At 51.8% G+C, this 13,756-nt stretch carries 15 protein-coding genes; 3 read left to right on the top strand and 12 right to left on the bottom strand.

What is annotated here, in order from left to right; genetic code table 11:
• Nucleotides 1-189: 189 nt before the first annotated feature.
• Nucleotides 190-1,008 (bottom strand): enoyl-CoA hydratase-related protein, encoded by an 819-nt coding sequence (locus EHT87_RS27540; RefSeq protein ID WP_124909994.1) that lies wholly within the window; start codon nucleotides 1,006-1,008, stop codon nucleotides 190-192.
• 123 nt (nucleotides 1,009-1,131) lie between these two features.
• Between EHT87_RS27540 and EHT87_RS27535 the strand changes: the two genes are divergently transcribed.
• The gene (locus EHT87_RS27535) at nucleotides 1,132-2,223 is read left to right on the top strand and encodes a T9SS type A sorting domain-containing protein (RefSeq protein WP_124909993.1); all 1,092 of its coding nucleotides are present in this window, start codon (nucleotides 1,132-1,134) and stop codon (nucleotides 2,221-2,223) included.
• 9 nt (nucleotides 2,224-2,232) lie between these two features.
• Here EHT87_RS27535 and EHT87_RS27530 read toward each other — a convergent pair whose 3' ends face one another.
• The 5 genes from EHT87_RS27530 to EHT87_RS27510 form a co-directional block, all read right to left on the bottom strand.
• On the bottom strand, nucleotides 2,233-3,210 hold the full coding sequence (locus EHT87_RS27530) for a radical SAM protein (protein WP_124909992.1): 978 nt from the start codon (nucleotides 3,208-3,210) through the stop codon (nucleotides 2,233-2,235).
• Nucleotides 3,211-3,214: 4 nt separating this feature from the next.
• Nucleotides 3,215-3,472 (bottom strand): DUF2442 domain-containing protein, encoded by a 258-nt coding sequence (locus EHT87_RS27525; RefSeq protein WP_124909991.1) that lies wholly within the window; start codon nucleotides 3,470-3,472, stop codon nucleotides 3,215-3,217.
• Nucleotides 3,473-3,480: 8 nt separating this feature from the next.
• Complete coding sequence (locus tag EHT87_RS27520; RefSeq protein WP_124909990.1) at nucleotides 3,481-3,711, bottom strand: DUF4160 domain-containing protein; 231 nt, start codon at nucleotides 3,709-3,711, stop codon at nucleotides 3,481-3,483.
• A gap of 9 nt (nucleotides 3,712-3,720) precedes the next feature.
• Nucleotides 3,721-4,563: an acetyl-CoA carboxylase, carboxyltransferase subunit beta gene (gene accD, locus EHT87_RS27515; RefSeq protein ID WP_124909989.1), complete on the bottom strand. Its 843-nt coding sequence runs from the start codon at nucleotides 4,561-4,563 to the stop codon at nucleotides 3,721-3,723.
• 88 nt (nucleotides 4,564-4,651) lie between these two features.
• Nucleotides 4,652-5,350: a DNA alkylation repair protein gene (locus EHT87_RS27510; protein WP_124909988.1), complete on the bottom strand. Its 699-nt coding sequence runs from the start codon at nucleotides 5,348-5,350 to the stop codon at nucleotides 4,652-4,654.
• Nucleotides 5,351-5,429: 79 nt separating this feature from the next.
• Here EHT87_RS27510 and EHT87_RS27505 point away from each other — a divergent pair, with 79 nt between their 5' ends.
• Nucleotides 5,430-5,990, top strand: coding sequence for an NADPH-dependent FMN reductase (locus tag EHT87_RS27505; RefSeq protein ID WP_124909987.1), 561 nt, complete (start codon nucleotides 5,430-5,432; stop codon nucleotides 5,988-5,990).
• Between the two features lie 38 nt (nucleotides 5,991-6,028).
• On the opposite strand, the gene EHT87_RS27500 is transcribed toward EHT87_RS27505, so the two are convergent.
• Nucleotides 6,029-6,475 carry a winged helix-turn-helix transcriptional regulator gene (locus EHT87_RS27500; RefSeq protein ID WP_124909986.1) on the bottom strand — a complete coding sequence of 149 codons (447 nt, stop codon included), beginning with the start codon at nucleotides 6,473-6,475 and terminating at the stop codon, nucleotides 6,029-6,031.
• A 102-nt stretch (nucleotides 6,476-6,577) separates the two neighbouring features.
• On the opposite strand from EHT87_RS27500, the gene EHT87_RS27495 reads away from it, so the two are divergent.
• Nucleotides 6,578-7,426 carry an SDR family oxidoreductase gene (locus EHT87_RS27495; protein ID WP_124909985.1) on the top strand — a complete coding sequence of 283 codons (849 nt, stop codon included), beginning with the start codon at nucleotides 6,578-6,580 and terminating at the stop codon, nucleotides 7,424-7,426.
• Nucleotides 7,427-7,518: 92 nt separating this feature from the next.
• On the opposite strand, the gene ftsZ is transcribed toward EHT87_RS27495, so the two are convergent.
• The 5 genes from ftsZ to murG all read right to left on the bottom strand — a co-directional run bounded on the left by ftsZ (nucleotide 7,519) and on the right by murG (nucleotide 13,701).
• A complete protein-coding gene (ftsZ, locus tag EHT87_RS27490) occupies nucleotides 7,519-8,928 on the bottom strand; it encodes a cell division protein FtsZ (RefSeq protein ID WP_124909984.1) in 1,410 nt (469 codons plus the stop codon).
• A gap of 78 nt (nucleotides 8,929-9,006) precedes the next feature.
• Nucleotides 9,007-10,419, bottom strand: a complete 1,413-nt coding sequence (gene ftsA, locus EHT87_RS27485; protein ID WP_124909983.1) for a cell division protein FtsA — start codon at nucleotides 10,417-10,419, stop codon at nucleotides 9,007-9,009.
• Nucleotides 10,416-11,141 (bottom strand): cell division protein FtsQ/DivIB, encoded by a 726-nt coding sequence (locus EHT87_RS27480; RefSeq protein ID WP_229321403.1) that lies wholly within the window; start codon nucleotides 11,139-11,141, stop codon nucleotides 10,416-10,418. The genes ftsA and EHT87_RS27480 overlap by 4 nt, the downstream gene beginning before the upstream one ends.
• Nucleotides 11,142-11,224: 83 nt before the next feature.
• A complete protein-coding gene (gene murC / locus EHT87_RS27475; protein ID WP_124909981.1) occupies nucleotides 11,225-12,607 on the bottom strand; it encodes a UDP-N-acetylmuramate--L-alanine ligase in 1,383 nt (460 codons plus the stop codon).
• Nucleotides 12,604-13,701, bottom strand: a complete 1,098-nt coding sequence (gene murG, locus EHT87_RS27470) for an undecaprenyldiphospho-muramoylpentapeptide beta-N-acetylglucosaminyltransferase (protein ID WP_124909980.1) — start codon at nucleotides 13,699-13,701, stop codon at nucleotides 12,604-12,606. The genes murC and murG overlap by 4 nt, the downstream gene beginning before the upstream one ends.
• Nucleotides 13,702-13,756 lie beyond the last annotated feature (55 nt).

Raw genomic sequence — 13,756 nt, 5'->3', positions numbered from 1 at the left:
TTAGTGGAGTTACGCTTTAACTGGTATTTTTTAGTCCGATAACAAAGCGGCTGAAAGTAGGACAAGATAAAGGACCGGAACAGGTTCTACAAGGGTAATAACCAAAAAAGTATAGCAAGCCGTTGAGCGGATTGGGAACTCATCCGGGTCTTCTAATCAGAATGTCGGCCAAGTGGCCCCGTAAGGCATTCATTTCCCGCCCCACCGCGGCACTCTCTTTTCCAGAAAAGCCGCCAGGCCTTCTTTGGCATCGGCGGTTTGCTGAATTTGCTGAAACTGTTCGTAGAGAAAAGCCTGCTGCTGATCCGGTGGCAGGTTTTTGAGTTGCTGATACGCTCGCAGCCCAAACTGCATGGCGGTCGGCGAATACTGCTTTAACTCATTAACTAGCTGTTGAACAGCATTATCCAATTCGTTTATAGACACTATCTCCGTTACCAAACCAATTTTCTGTGCTTCGGTTGCCGACAATGTTCGGGCGCGGAGACACAGATCGAGAGCCGTCCGGGCGGGCATGATGTCGAGCAAAACCGCCAGGACCTGAAATGGAAATAAACCCCGTTTTACTTCCGGCAAACTGAACGTGGCCGTATCGGCAGCAACGACGTATGTAGAACCGCCAACCAACAAAAAACCGCCCGCATACACCGGTCCCGGCACCTTCGCAATGCACGGTTTGTGCAATCCGGCCAGCAACTCGCCCAGCCGCACCGGCCCGGAGGGTGGAGGAACGGTCTGCCCGGTTTCTTCCTCCGACGACAGGCTTTTCAGATCCATACCGGCACAGAATACGTCGCCCGAAGCCGCCAGTATTACCAGCCAAACGTCATTTTCATACTGCGCGTAAGCCAGGGCAAAGGCCAGTTCGTTCAGCAGAACCGGATTCAGGGCGTTCTTTTTTTCGGGGCGGTTGAGCGTCAGCGTCAGGACATGGTCGTTCTGGTCCGCCAGCAAATGGCGAAAACGATAGGTTGAAAAACCGGCCGTTTGTTGCGGTGTGTAAAGCATGGGGTTTCGGGCAGGAATCGTAGGAAATAGTGGACACTCGTAATACTACAAAATTGCGTTCTCCGTTTCAAAATTACCAGGGTCAATTGCGGCAGTACCGCTCATTTCCTTCTCCCTTTCATCATGAGAAAGATCGCTGCCTTTTTGCTGATTTTTAGCTCATTACCGGTGTTGGGTACCCACCTTATCGGTGGCTACATTCAGGTTCGGAATGTCGCTGCTTCAACTTACGAAATTACGGTTAAACTCTACATGGAAAGTTCTGGCGCTGGCCAGCAGGAAACAAGTGTTCTGGTTTGTCTGAACGATGGGGCAGAACCTGTTAGCGTAGCCCGGACCAGCAGTCGGCTGCTGAAGGGCGGTATTCTGTTGAACGAATACCGTATTACGCACACGTACAACGGCAATGGAACCGGCTCCCGGACCATATCCGCATTTCCCAGTAATCGGACCCAATCCCGTAACATTCCCAATGCGCTCAGTACGCTTTTCTATATAAAGACAACGTTCGTTTCAACGCAGTCCAACACCACACCCGTATTTCAGGATTTTGACAGCCGTTTAACAGGAACGGTCAATCAAAAAGCGGAGTATAATTTTCTTGCCACGGATTCCGAAGGTGACAGTGTCGTTCATTACCTGGTTCGGCCACAGACCGGCGCGTGTAATCGGGGCAGTCTGCCGATTGCGGGTTATGCCTTTCCCAACGACGTAACGCGTAGAGGCACGTTCAAAATTGGTCGGCAGGATGGTCGGCTGGTGTGGGATTCTCCCACCGAAACCGGAACCTACGGCTTTGCTTTGGCGGCTGAAGAGTGGCGAAAGGGTCAGCGAATCAGTGAGACGGTTTTCGATATGGTGACCCTCATCGCTGATGGAGGCACGCCCGGTACCGTTCCGCCCTATGAACCGGCCGTGGAACGGGAACTGCTAACGGGCATAAATGACCACATCGATGACCGGGACTTATCGGTTACGGTTTACCCAAGCCCCTCGCAAAACCGCTTTCTGGTCGTCTTGAAAAGCAGCAAACCCACCACGGCAACGTTTCAGTTGCTGGATAGCCAGGGCAGAATTCTTCAGGAAGTTGCTGCCGGGAAGGCGGCTTTGGAACACGAGCAGGCGATTGGAAACGAACAGCTGGCCCCGGGTTTGTATGTGATCCGGACGTCGGCGCGCGGAAGGGTTTATTCGAATAAGGTAATCAAACGGTGAAAAAACCGCTTAGAACAATTGCTTCCAGGTGCCCTTGATGCGGTTGTACTTTAACGTGCTGGGAAGAGCCTTCCACCAATACCGGTTCATTTCAACAGCGAACGACGGCTGCATGTAGCAGTTGATGGCGCACCCTTCGCAGGCTGGCAGACGGCCCTCGAGCGCAACCAATTTCTGCACTTCGTCGGAGCGGTACAGGTTATACAACTGGCCTTCGATAGGAAAATCTTTCAGGCCCAGGTGGTAGCAGGGCAATACCAGTTTGTTTTCCGGAGAAATTACGAGCGTGGTGCTGCCGGCCAGACAAACCGGATCTTCGACGTGGTTGCCGCCGTCGCGCCGGAGCTGAATGAAGGCGTCGTTGAGGTATACGTTTTTCTGCTTGCCCCACCGCGTCATTTCCTGCAGGGTTTTCTCCGAAAAACCGCCCCCGGTTTCGACGTCATTGTACTCAAAAACCGGGTTCAGAATCAGCACCAGATCGTTCGGCAGGCAGATTTCTTCGTGAAGTTGCTTGATCTGGTGAACGTTGTGTTCGAAAACCGTAAACAGAATGTCCGGTCGTTCGCCCAGCCTGCGGGCGATGGCGATGGACTCCATCACCTTGTCGAAACACTTCACACCCCGTGATTTGTCGTGTTCTTCGGCAATCGGTGAATCCAGCGAAAAATGCAGCATATCGACCAGGCCGTGCAGTCGTTCGGCGTATTTCGGGTACAGCAGCCCGTTGGTCGTGATGGTCGTAATCAGGCCGAGGTTCTTGGCTTCGCGGAGCAAGTCGTCCAGCTGGCGATGCAGCAGCGGTTCGCCCCCCGTAAAATCGATGACGCGGACACCCAGCCGTTTCAAATCCCGCAGGTTGTCGCGCATGTTCTCCAGCGTCACATAGGGCGAGGGGCGCTCCCAGATGTCGCAGAAACTACAGGTCGCGTTGCAGCGATAGGTGATGTAGTAATTGCAGAGAACGGGGTGGGAGACCAGGCGCATGTAGTTACGGGTTTGTTTGAAGATTGTAGAGTAACATACCTTCCGCCGATAGATCCTCGTCAATTTCCTCCCAGTGAACTCCGTAGCCGCCCGCAATCAAACGCCAGTTTTGACGTTGGCTATCGCTGGCATTCTTAAGTCTCGGAAACCAGGTTAGGGGACTACCGATCGTTCGTCCATCTGTAAGATTAAAATAAACCTTTTCGGCATCGAACCAGACGGTATTTACCTTTAAGCTTTTCAATAACGTCGCAGTATCCATGTCAATCTTCAATTAAAATAGCTTTTCCATTTCGTAATGAACTCCTGCTGTCGTTCAACGATGATTGCTTCGGCTTTCTTCAGGTCTTTGCTTTTCATGCCCTCATTCTTCACCAAAGCGACCGGTATTAAATTAAACTTCGCAGCGGAGTCACCCTTTTCGATATGAACGTGTAATGGCTCATGTTCGTTGCTAAAAAAGAAAAACCGAAAACCATCCTGTATCCAAATCGTCGGCATACAGAAACGCTACTGCAACATTTTAAACAAACTCGTCAGCTTGTCTTTCAAATCTTTCCGATCGACGATGAAGTCCAGGAAACCGTGGTCGAGAACAAACTCGGCGCTTTGGAAGCCTTCGGGCAGGTTCTTTCCGATGGTTTCGCGAATGACGCGGGGACCGGCAAAACCGATCAAAGCACCCGGCTCGGCAATGTTGAAATCGCCCAGCATCGCAAACGAAGCCGTTACACCGCCGGTTGTCGGGTCGGTCAACAGGGAAACATACGGTATTTTCTCCTTCGACAACAGCGCCAGTTTGGCGGACGTTTTGGCCATTTGCATCAGCGAATAACCGGCTTCCATCATCCGCGCTCCACCCGACCGCGAAATCATCACGAACGGCGTCCGGGTTTTCAGCGAATGATCGATGGCCCGCGCAATTTTTTCGCCCACCACCGATCCCATCGAACCCCCGATGAAGTTAAAATCCATGCAGGCAATCGTGACGTCCAGTTCGTTCACCTTCCCGTAGGCCGACCGAACGGCATCTTTCAGGTGGGTTTTGTTGATGGTCGCTTTTACCCGCTCCGGATACGGCTTCGTATCGACAAATTTCAGCGGATCGCCGGAGGTCATATTGGCATCCAGTTCGGTAAAAATACCGTCGTCGAACAGGATGGAAAAATACGCATCCGAACCAATTTTTTCGTGGTAGTTGCAGTGTACGCAGGTATAAGCGTTGACTTTATGCTCCCGCGTGTGCATTATTTTCTTGCAATTCGGGCATTGGTACCACAATCCGTCCGGCGCTTCGCGCTTCTCTTCGGTGGGCGTGTTGATACCTTTTTCTTTACGGATAAACCACGACATAGGGTGTCAGTCTCCAGTTAACAGTTCGCAATCAGTACCTTTTCTTTTAGAGCAGGGGGCAAAGATAGTAAGAAAACGGCAGGGGTGGTCATAGATCAAGGTAGTACTTTCGACGCGCCGGCTCAAACCGCTCGATGGCATACCGCAAAGCCGTCCGTGGAAACCGCCCCGCGTGGTCGTGCAGAAACTCTTCCAGTGCATCCGGATTCTTTTTGCCAACCTCCCGCAACATCCAGCCAACGGCTTTATGAATCAAATCGTGCCGATGACTGAGCAACAGTTCGGCGATCTGAAAAGTGTCCTGAAATTGATTTTTGCGGATAAAAGCCAGCGTGGAAATCATCGCAATCCGCTGCGACCACAGGTAGTTTTCCCGGGCCAGTTCGTATAAAATACCGCGGTCTTTGTTGAGCAGGTAGTTTCCGACGATGCCGGGGCAACTCGTGTCCACCAGATCCCAGTTATTGACGAAATGCTTATTGCGGAGATAATAGTCAAAAATCAGTTGCCGGTTTTCCTCGCCGGGGCGCTTCGCCTGATTGGTCCAGATGAGTAAACCGGTCAGGCGGCATTCGTGATACGCATCCTGCACCAGCTTTTCCGTTTCGTCGGCAGAAAGCAGACGATACTTTTGAGCGACAATCCGCTGTTGCGGTACCGACAGGCCCAGAAATACATCGCCCTCGCCGTATTGCCCCGGCCCGGTTTTGAAAAATCGTTTGAAAAAAACGGCTTTTTCGGGATTCCCCAGGGCCATCAACTCCACTTTAACGTCTTGATGGGTCATTTTTATACTTGAACTAAAACCGGAATGGGTTGTTATTGCTGCAACTGAGTGTATAAGTCAGTCGAACGAAATCAAGGGTATGAATCCAAATCCTACCGAACCGGTAAGCGAAAATTCAATTATTATCATTGTCGGCACCAATCGGAAAGACTCCATGTCGCGCCATATTGCTGATTATTACCACACTATTCTGCAAGAGCTTGGTAGCCAAAGTAGTATTCTCGACTTGAGCGGGCTTCCCCCGGATTTTGTGACAACGGCTTTGTACGAAAATACGGGAAAAAACCCGGAGTTCAACCGCTACAAGGAAGTGGTTGAACGGGCGAAGAAAATGGTGTTTATCGTTCCGGAATACAACAATTCGTACCCCGGCGTTCTGAAAGCCTTCATCGACGGTATGAGCTACCCCAGCGGTTTATCGAATAAAAAAGTGGCCCTCGTTGGTCTGTCGGCCAATCACCAGGGCGGAGCACTGGCTCTCAGCCATTTAAACGATATTTTTAGTTACCTCGGAACCAATACATTAGCGCTTCGCGTAAAACTGGCACAGATCAGGAACTACTGGAAAGAGGGGGCGTTGCACAATGATTTGTATAACCTGCTGTTGCAACAACAGGCGCAGCAGCTGATTGAATTTTGATTGCGGGGCTCCTTCACGAGAAGTGCCTGATTACAAACTCACCATTTTACGGCGCTTGCCGAATGTTCCCGGGTGGCATACTGTTCCCGGGCTTTTAGAATTTGGTCGCTGTTATCGCTTGCCCACTCGCCAAGTTCTATAATCTGCATCAAAAAACTTCGGCCTAACTCGGTCAGTTCGTATTCAACCCGGGGCGGTATTTCGGGAAACATCCGGCGTTTTACCAACCCGTCGCGTTCCAGCGTCCGAAGCGTTACGGTAAGCATCCGCTGCGAAATCCCGTCGATTCGCTTCTTCAATTCATTGAACCGCAACGTGCCTGCATCGCCCAGGTGAAAAATCGATAAGGTGGACCATTTATCACTAAAACGGTCAAGAATGTTCCGAATGGGGCACGGCGCCAGGACGCCCACGGTGGGCTGTAAAATTTTATTCAGCTTTTTTTGCAAGCTATCCTGCTGATAATCAACATTAGTTCTGTCCATGTGCCTGACGTACCAAGAAATGCCTTCTTGTGAGAACTTTAGTTACCAAATACATTTGAGTTACCAAAAGTAACTAATAAGCTGTTAAAATCAATTCATACCATGATCGCCATCACCGGAGCCTCTGGCCATTTAGGAAAAACCACGCTCGACTATTTATTGACCAAAACCAGCCCCGGTTCACTGATTGCCATCGTCAGAGACCCCGCAAAAGTTGCCGATTTAACGGCTAAAGGCGTACAGGTTCGCACGGGTGATTACAACAACCCGGCGTCGTTGGCGGCAAGCCTGGCTGGCGTCGACCAACTCCTGCTGATTTCCAGTTCAGCCGTTGGTGAAGAACGGGTTCGGCAGCATACCGCTGCGGTACAGGCCGCCAAAGAAGCCGGTGTAAAGCATATTTTCTATACCAGCGCCACGAATCCATCACCTGATGCGCGGTTTACGCCCGGCATTGATCATTATCTCACCGAAAAGGCGCTGAAAGAATCGGGATTGACCTACACCATTTTCCGCAACAACATTTACCTGGATGTGCTGCCGATGGTCATTGGCAACGCGGCTCAGTCCGGTAAACTCTATTTTCCGGCTGGTGATGGCAAAGTTAGTTTTGCCTTACGGGCCGATATGGCCGAAGCCCTGGCAAACGCCCTGACTACGGAAGGTCACGCGAACAAAATCTATGATATTGGATCTCCGGTGGCCTGGTCGTTCAGCGATATTGCCGATGCGCTCACCCAGAACGGAACTCCCGTCGAATACGTAGACATTCCGACCAGTGCTTACGAAGCCGAACTAATGAAGCACTTGCCGGCTCCGGTCGTCAAAGTCTACTCAGGAATGGCCGAAGCCATGAAGCACAATGATTTCAATCAGCCTGATACCGCGCTGCAAACCTTGCTGGGCCGCCCTCCGGTCAGTTTGACTGCCTTTCTGAAAAACCGGGACTGAGCCAGTGAACTGTTTGTAAGAGATCAGGATTGCTCTACATGCCAAAGACGCCCGAAAGGCGTCTTTGGCATGTGAAGTTATGACCATCGAGTTTAATCATTCAGGCGGGTACGAATGATATCCCGCTCGTCCAGAAGCGGCAGCTCATGAAGATTCACTTTCTGACGCGCAAAAGCCGGTGTTTCCAGTTCGCGCTCGCGTTCGGAATAGCGACCATGCGTAAAACCTTCGATCATTTTCTGGATTTGCAGCAAGTCATCTTCCCGTTTTTCATCCACCAGAATATCGTCGATACTGGTCAGGTGAGGGCGGGTTACCGGGTCAGGAACGGGGACGACATCGATGTTGCCACCGCCCCGCGTTAACGTGTCAGTACCCTGGGACTGATCTTCCGTTACCAGTTCAATGTCTTCTTCCTCTCCGGGTAATTCGTCAGTTGCCTCCTCTTTTTTCAGCTCCGGTTCGGGCTGTTTCCAGTTCGTTGGCGGGAAATCCGGCCGTTCGGCCGGTAAGTCAAAACCGGCCGCAATCACCGTTACGCGGAGGTTTTTGCCCAGCGTTTTGTCTTTAATCGTACCGTATTTGAACAGATGGGCCTGCTTATCCTTACCGATTTTTTCCTTGATGTAGCCGGTAATGATTTGCAGTTCCTTCATGGTCGTGCGGGCATCTGGTCCCGACGCCATCGTGAGCAGAATCCGTTTGGCACCCCGGATGTCGCGGTCGTTGAGCAACGGCGAGTTGAGTGCATCCTGAATGGCAGTCAATGCACGGGTTTCACCTTCCGCATCGGCCGAGCCCATAACCGCTTGGCCAGCGCCTTCCAGCACCCGCTTCACGTCCATAAAGTCGACATTGATTTCGCCCTGCACCGTAATGATTTCCGCGATACTTTTTACGGCATTTGCCAATACGTCATCCGCTTTGGCAAACGCCTGATCCATCGGGAAATCCTCGAATATTTCCGCTAGTTTATCGTTGAGAATCACCAGAACCGTGTCGCAGTATTCCTTCAATTCGTCGATACCGCGCATGGCCTGATCCAGCTTCTCGATTCCTTCGAAGTCGAACGGAGCCGTAACGACGGCAATCGTCAGCAGACCCATTTCCCGGGCAATCTGCGCAATAACCGGTGCGGCTCCCGTACCGGTTCCGCCCCCCATACCCGCCGTAATGAAAACCATTTTGGTGGGTTCACCCAGCAATTGCCGGATATCTTCCGTATTTTCCAACGCAGCCTGACGGCCCACTTCCGGGTTGGTTCCGGCTCCCAATCCGGACGTCAGAAGGGCTCCGAGCTGGATTTTGGTTTTTACCGGGCTGTTGGTCAGCGACTGGCGATCGGTGTTGCAAACGATAAAATCTACATCCTTTACGCCCATTCGAAACATGTGGTTGACGGCATTGCTGCCACCCCCACCGACGCCTATTACCTTAATAATTGGTTCATCTTCCTCGTCGGGGAATTCAAACCTCATGCCGTACTCCAATGCCTCTGGCATACCTGCTAATGTTTTTTGCTTAAATATATATTTGGTAACGCTGGATAGCCAATGCGTCGTGCCGCCAAAACTGAGTACTTACTGATTGTACCGGTCGTCGGGACCGAGTTCTTTCCCGATATCGTCGTTCAGAAAATTCTGAAACCATTTGAGGATTCTGCCCCCGCTCTTTTCTTTTTCCTTGCCTTTGACGGGCTCTTTTCCGTTGTTGCCATTCCCACCGTATCCGGGTCCGGAACCGAGGTGGCCATTCCCGCTTACCGGGTGCAAAACCGCATGCTGTAACGGAATCCGGTCGTCCAGGCGTTTAAAACCAGCCCACACCAGGCCCACCGCCGTGGCAAAAGCCGGATCACTGACCAGATCGGCTTTGACGTTGTGCTCCAGCTGATCCGGAAATCCGATCCGAACATCTAAGCCGGTAACGCGTTCAAAAATCCGTTCGATGCCCGAAATGGAGGCTGTACCGCCCGTCAGAACAACGCCACCTACCAGTTTGTCGCGGTAACCGGACCGGATGATTTCGGCCTGCACCATGGCTGCAATTTCTTTCAGACGGGCTTCAATTACCAGTGCGACGTTCTTCAGGAGAATATCTTTCGGTGGCCGCCCACTCAGATTCGGAACGGCAACAACTTCGTTCAGTCGGAAATCGCTCGGATCGGCACTGCCAAACTTGGTTTTTAGCAGTTCGGCCTGCGTCGGCAAAACCCGGCAACCGATTTCAAGGTCGGCCGTCAGGCTATTTCCCGCATACGGTACCACGGCCACATGCCGCAGCACGTTTTTGTGGTAAATCGCAATTTCGGTCGTTCCGCCACCAATGTCCACCAGGGCAACACCCGCGTGCTTTTCTTCATCGGTCAAAACCGCTAAAGCCGACGCTAAAGGTGCCAGCAGGAACTTGTCGTTTTCGAGGGGCTCTTTCTGGGAGGATACCGAACGGGATCGCTGAATACACTTCCGGGTATAGGACGCCGAACTGGTTTGTGCGGTAATGACCTGAAAATCAGCTTCCAGCTTAACGCCAATTCGGCCAACGGGATAGTCGATGTTCGATTCGCTGTCGACCGTAAAATCCATCGGCAGCACATGAACGATCTCGGCTCCAGCGGGCAACACCGAACGATACATGTCACCAACCAGATGATCGATGTCGTCGGCGACGACTTCATCGCCCGGCGAGGTACGCGTAATGCTTCCGTGTTGCCGGCGGGCGGTTACGTTCTGGCCGGAGAAACTCACATTGACAACGTGAATATCAATGTTAGCCTGCCCGGCGGCTTCTTCAACGGCCCGGTTGATGGCTTCGACAGTCTGGCCAATGTTGACAACGGAGCCTTTGGTGACTCCTTTGGAGACGGCTTTTCCCACGCCCAGGACATCCAGGCGAGCGTGATCGTTATTGCGGATAAGACGACCGGCCACGGCGCACACTTTGGTGCTACCAATGTCCAGTCCAACTATAATTTCTTCCTGCTTAGGTATCATTCGCACACAATCTGGTTACGGTACTGTACACTTACCCTACGGTATCGTTCCCACCCTTTCAATGGCAGGATATGTTTGTAAAACAATTTAATCTTTTCAAATTTCGACTCCAGTTCAACCGGTTGGCCAATTTCGATCAGGCAGTCACCCACCTGCGGAATCAGCGTAACTTCACGATTTCGGTCGACCACCACCTGCGCTACCTGTGCTTTCCAGAACGGGTCCTTTTCAATCTGCCTGAGCAACTCAAGCAAGGGCTGATTTTTCTCCGTCGTCAGCGACTTTCGTTCGCTAAAGTAAGGGCCGGACACCAAAACGACCCGCGCCGTGTAATTCAGAGACAACGGAAACCAGTGACCCTCTTCTGTTAAATAATAACCGGCATAAGCCGATTTTGCCTCATCACCGTCCGGAACCAGCCGTGCCAAAGGTCGTTGCTGCTTGATATCGGCGATCAAAATTCCTTTTAAATCGCGATATAATTGACAACTTTTTATCAAACCGTTCTGTTTCAGCCTCTTTTCTAAAAGCTTTAAATCCATGTCGGCGTAATCATCGCCCAGCAAGGGATCCGCTCCTTCGTTGGTGAGCGTTTTCAGGACATCGTTCCGGTTCAGAAACCGGTGACCGTCCACTTCGTCCATCCGGATGTCGATACCCTCACATTGCCGGTGATTTTGCCGGTGTTCAGTAAAGGCAATGAGCCCCACCAAAATGGACAATCCTGCGACGGTCAGAATGAAAGTTCTATTTAAGGGAAAAATAGAAAACATCCGTGTTTATTAACTTTAAAAAAGGTGAATTTTTATTGATTGGTCTCAAATAGGTGTCGCAACACCGGAATCATCTGGTCGATGTCGCCCGCACCGATGGTTGCCACCAATTCCGGCGGGTCGTTTCGCAGCAGATCGGGCAGTTCGGCTTTGGTACATTGCACTTTATTTTCAGACACAATCGATTTAAAAATCAGGTCGGCACTCACGCCTTCAATGGGTAACTCGCGGGCCGGATAAATATCGAGCAAAATGACCCGATCCGCCAGCGAAAGGCTCTTGGCAAATTCATCGGCGAAGTCACGCGTCCGGCTAAAGAGGTGCGGCTGAAAAATGGCCGTTACCTTCCGCTCGGGATACAAGGCTTTCAATGACGACAAAAAGGCAAATACTTCGGCCGGATGATGGGCATAATCATCGATAAATATAACGTTTTTTGATTTGAGTATATACTCGAAACGACGTTTTACGCCCTTATAATTTCCGAGCGCCTGCCGAATCGCTTCCGGTGCAACCCCTACTTGAAGAGCAGCCGCAGTGGCCGCTACGGCATTTTCCACGTTATGAAAACCGGGCATTTGCAAGGCCACATTTTCGATAACTCCCTCAGGATAAACAATATCAAAAACGAAGCAGGCATTTTCGATCCGGAGGTTTTGGCTGTGGTAAGCGCCTTCGTCTAACGAATAGTCATAAACGGTGGCCGGTGTACGGTCGGCCAGGGCCAGCCCGCGTCTCATGAACAACGTGCCATCCGGTTTAATCTGACTGACAAAAGCACGGAACGAATCCAGAACCGCGTTGTGATCGCCGTAGATGTCCAGGTGGTCGGCGTCGGTGGACGTGACAATGGCCACCTGCGGAAACAGCGTCAGAAATGACCGGTCGAATTCATCGGCTTCGACCACACAAATGACTTTTGACAGATCGTCGGTCGGTTCGTTCAGCAAAAAATTGGTGCCGTAATTCTGGGTAATACCGCCCAGAAAAGCCGCACAGTTGGTCCCGGAATCCTTCAGAATATGCGCCACCATTGACGAGGTCGTCGTTTTGCCGTGGGTTCCGGCAATGGCCACGGTTGTCATCCGTCCGGCCAGGAAACCGAGCACCTGCGAACGCTTCTGTAACGTAAAACCGTGTTCGGTCAGGTAGAGGTATTCCCGGTGGGTTTTCGGTACGGCGGGCGTGTAAATGACCAGCGTTTCCTCCCGGTTTTCCCGGAAACGAGCCGGTATTTGTTCCACATCTTCCTCAAAATGAATGGCCATGCCTTCCTGTTGCAGGGCGTCGGTCAGGGCCGTAGACGTCCGGTCGTAACCGGCTACTTCATAGCCATTTACCAAAAACCACCGCGCCAGAGCACTCATGCCAATACCGCCAATGCCCAGAAAATAAACGTACCGGATGTTATTCATTTGATCAATTTTAAAACTTCTTCCGCAATTTCGCGGGCGGCTTTGGGCCGGGCGAGTTCGCGGATATGCTGACTGAGTTTTTGCTGTTGGTCAGGATCGTCTAAAAGCCGCAGAGCCGCCGGAACCAGCTCGGAAGGGGCCGCGTGGTCGTTGACCAGCAATGCCGCCTGCCGGTTCACCAGACTCAAGGCATTTTTAGTTTGATGGTCTTCCGAAGCGGCCGGGAAGGGTACCAGAATGGCCGGTTTTTCGACCAGACAAAGTTCCGATACCGACAAGGCTCCGGCCCGGGATACGACCACGTCGGCCGCTGCGTAAGCCAGATCCATTTCGTAAATAAAATCAAACGCTTTCACCTGACTGGCACCAGCATCGGCGATGGCTTTGCGGGCGCGATCGATGAACAATGGCCCGGTTTGCCAGACAACCTGATGGCCCGACTGGATCAGTAAACGAAGGTCTTTTTCGATGCTTTCGTTGATGGTCCGCGCGCCCTGACTCCCGCCGATAATGAGCAACGTTTTCCGGTTTGGTTCCAGGTTGAAGAAAGCCAGACCTTCGGTGCGTTTCCCGATGGCCTGCATAATGTCGGTCCGGACGGGATTGCCGGTCAGTTTAATTTTTTGAGCCGGAAAAAACGCTTCCATGCCCGGATAGGCCACGCAAATTGTTCTGGCCCCCCGTGACAAAAGCTTGTTGGTCAATCCGGCATACGAATTCTGCTCCTGAATCAGCGTGGGAATGCCTTTCAACGAAGCGGCCAGCAAAACCGGCCCGCTGGCGTAACCACCGACGCCCACCGCCACATCCGGCCCGAATTCGCGGACGATCTGCCGGGCGCGCAGAAAACTCCGCCCGAGTTTGAACGGAAATGCCAGATTCTCAAGCGTCAACTGTCGTTTAATACCGACCACCGGCAAGCCGATGATTCGGTAGCCCGCCCGCGGCACTTTTTCCATTTCCATCTTTCCTTCTGCCCCCACAAACAGGATTTCGATGGCTGGATCGATGGTTTTCAGTTCATTGGCAATGGCAATCGCCGGATAAATGTGTCCGCCGGTTCCTCCACCACTGATGATGATGCGTTTTGGCATTGATTGACTACGAATTAAAATTACGACGCTTTAGAAAGTATTCGTAATCAGCGAG

Source organism: Larkinella knui (assembly GCF_003858645.1).
Taxonomy (GTDB): Bacteria; Bacteroidota; Bacteroidia; order Cytophagales; family Spirosomataceae; genus Larkinella; species Larkinella knui.
Note: the sequence above shows the minus strand (reverse complement) of the source record. Positions and strands in the feature narration are given on the sequence as shown.

Bases quoted from the DNA above. Each gene is read 5' to 3' on its own strand.
- accD (WP_124909989.1), bottom strand. From the start codon at position 4,563: ATGTCGTGGTTTATCCGTAAAGAAAAAGGTATCAACACGCCCACCGAA.
- EHT87_RS27520 (WP_124909990.1), bottom strand. From the start codon at position 3,711: ATGCCGACGATTTGGATACAGGATGGTTTTCGGTTTTTCTTTTTTAGC.
- ftsA (WP_124909983.1), bottom strand. From the start codon at position 10,419: ATGATACCTAAGCAGGAAGAAATTATAGTTGGACTGGACATTGGTAGC.
- EHT87_RS27525 (WP_124909991.1), bottom strand. From the start codon at position 3,472: ATGGATACTGCGACGTTATTGAAAAGCTTAAAGGTAAATACCGTCTGG.
- murG (WP_124909980.1), bottom strand. From the start codon at position 13,701: ATGCCAAAACGCATCATCATCAGTGGTGGAGGAACCGGCGGACACATT.
- EHT87_RS27505 (WP_124909987.1), top strand. From the start codon at position 5,430: ATGAATCCAAATCCTACCGAACCGGTAAGCGAAAATTCAATTATTATC.
- EHT87_RS27540 (WP_124909994.1), bottom strand. From the start codon at position 1,008: ATGCTTTACACACCGCAACAAACGGCCGGTTTTTCAACCTATCGTTTT.
- ftsZ (WP_124909984.1), bottom strand. From the start codon at position 8,928: ATGCCAGAGGCATTGGAGTACGGCATGAGGTTTGAATTCCCCGACGAG.
- EHT87_RS27535 (WP_124909993.1), top strand. From the start codon at position 1,132: ATGAGAAAGATCGCTGCCTTTTTGCTGATTTTTAGCTCATTACCGGTG.
- EHT87_RS27495 (WP_124909985.1), top strand. From the start codon at position 6,578: ATGATCGCCATCACCGGAGCCTCTGGCCATTTAGGAAAAACCACGCTC.
- EHT87_RS27500 (WP_124909986.1), bottom strand. From the start codon at position 6,475: ATGGACAGAACTAATGTTGATTATCAGCAGGATAGCTTGCAAAAAAAG.
- EHT87_RS27530 (WP_124909992.1), bottom strand. From the start codon at position 3,210: ATGCGCCTGGTCTCCCACCCCGTTCTCTGCAATTACTACATCACCTAT.
- EHT87_RS27510 (WP_124909988.1), bottom strand. From the start codon at position 5,350: ATGACCCATCAAGACGTTAAAGTGGAGTTGATGGCCCTGGGGAATCCC.
- murC (WP_124909981.1), bottom strand. From the start codon at position 12,607: ATGAATAACATCCGGTACGTTTATTTTCTGGGCATTGGCGGTATTGGC.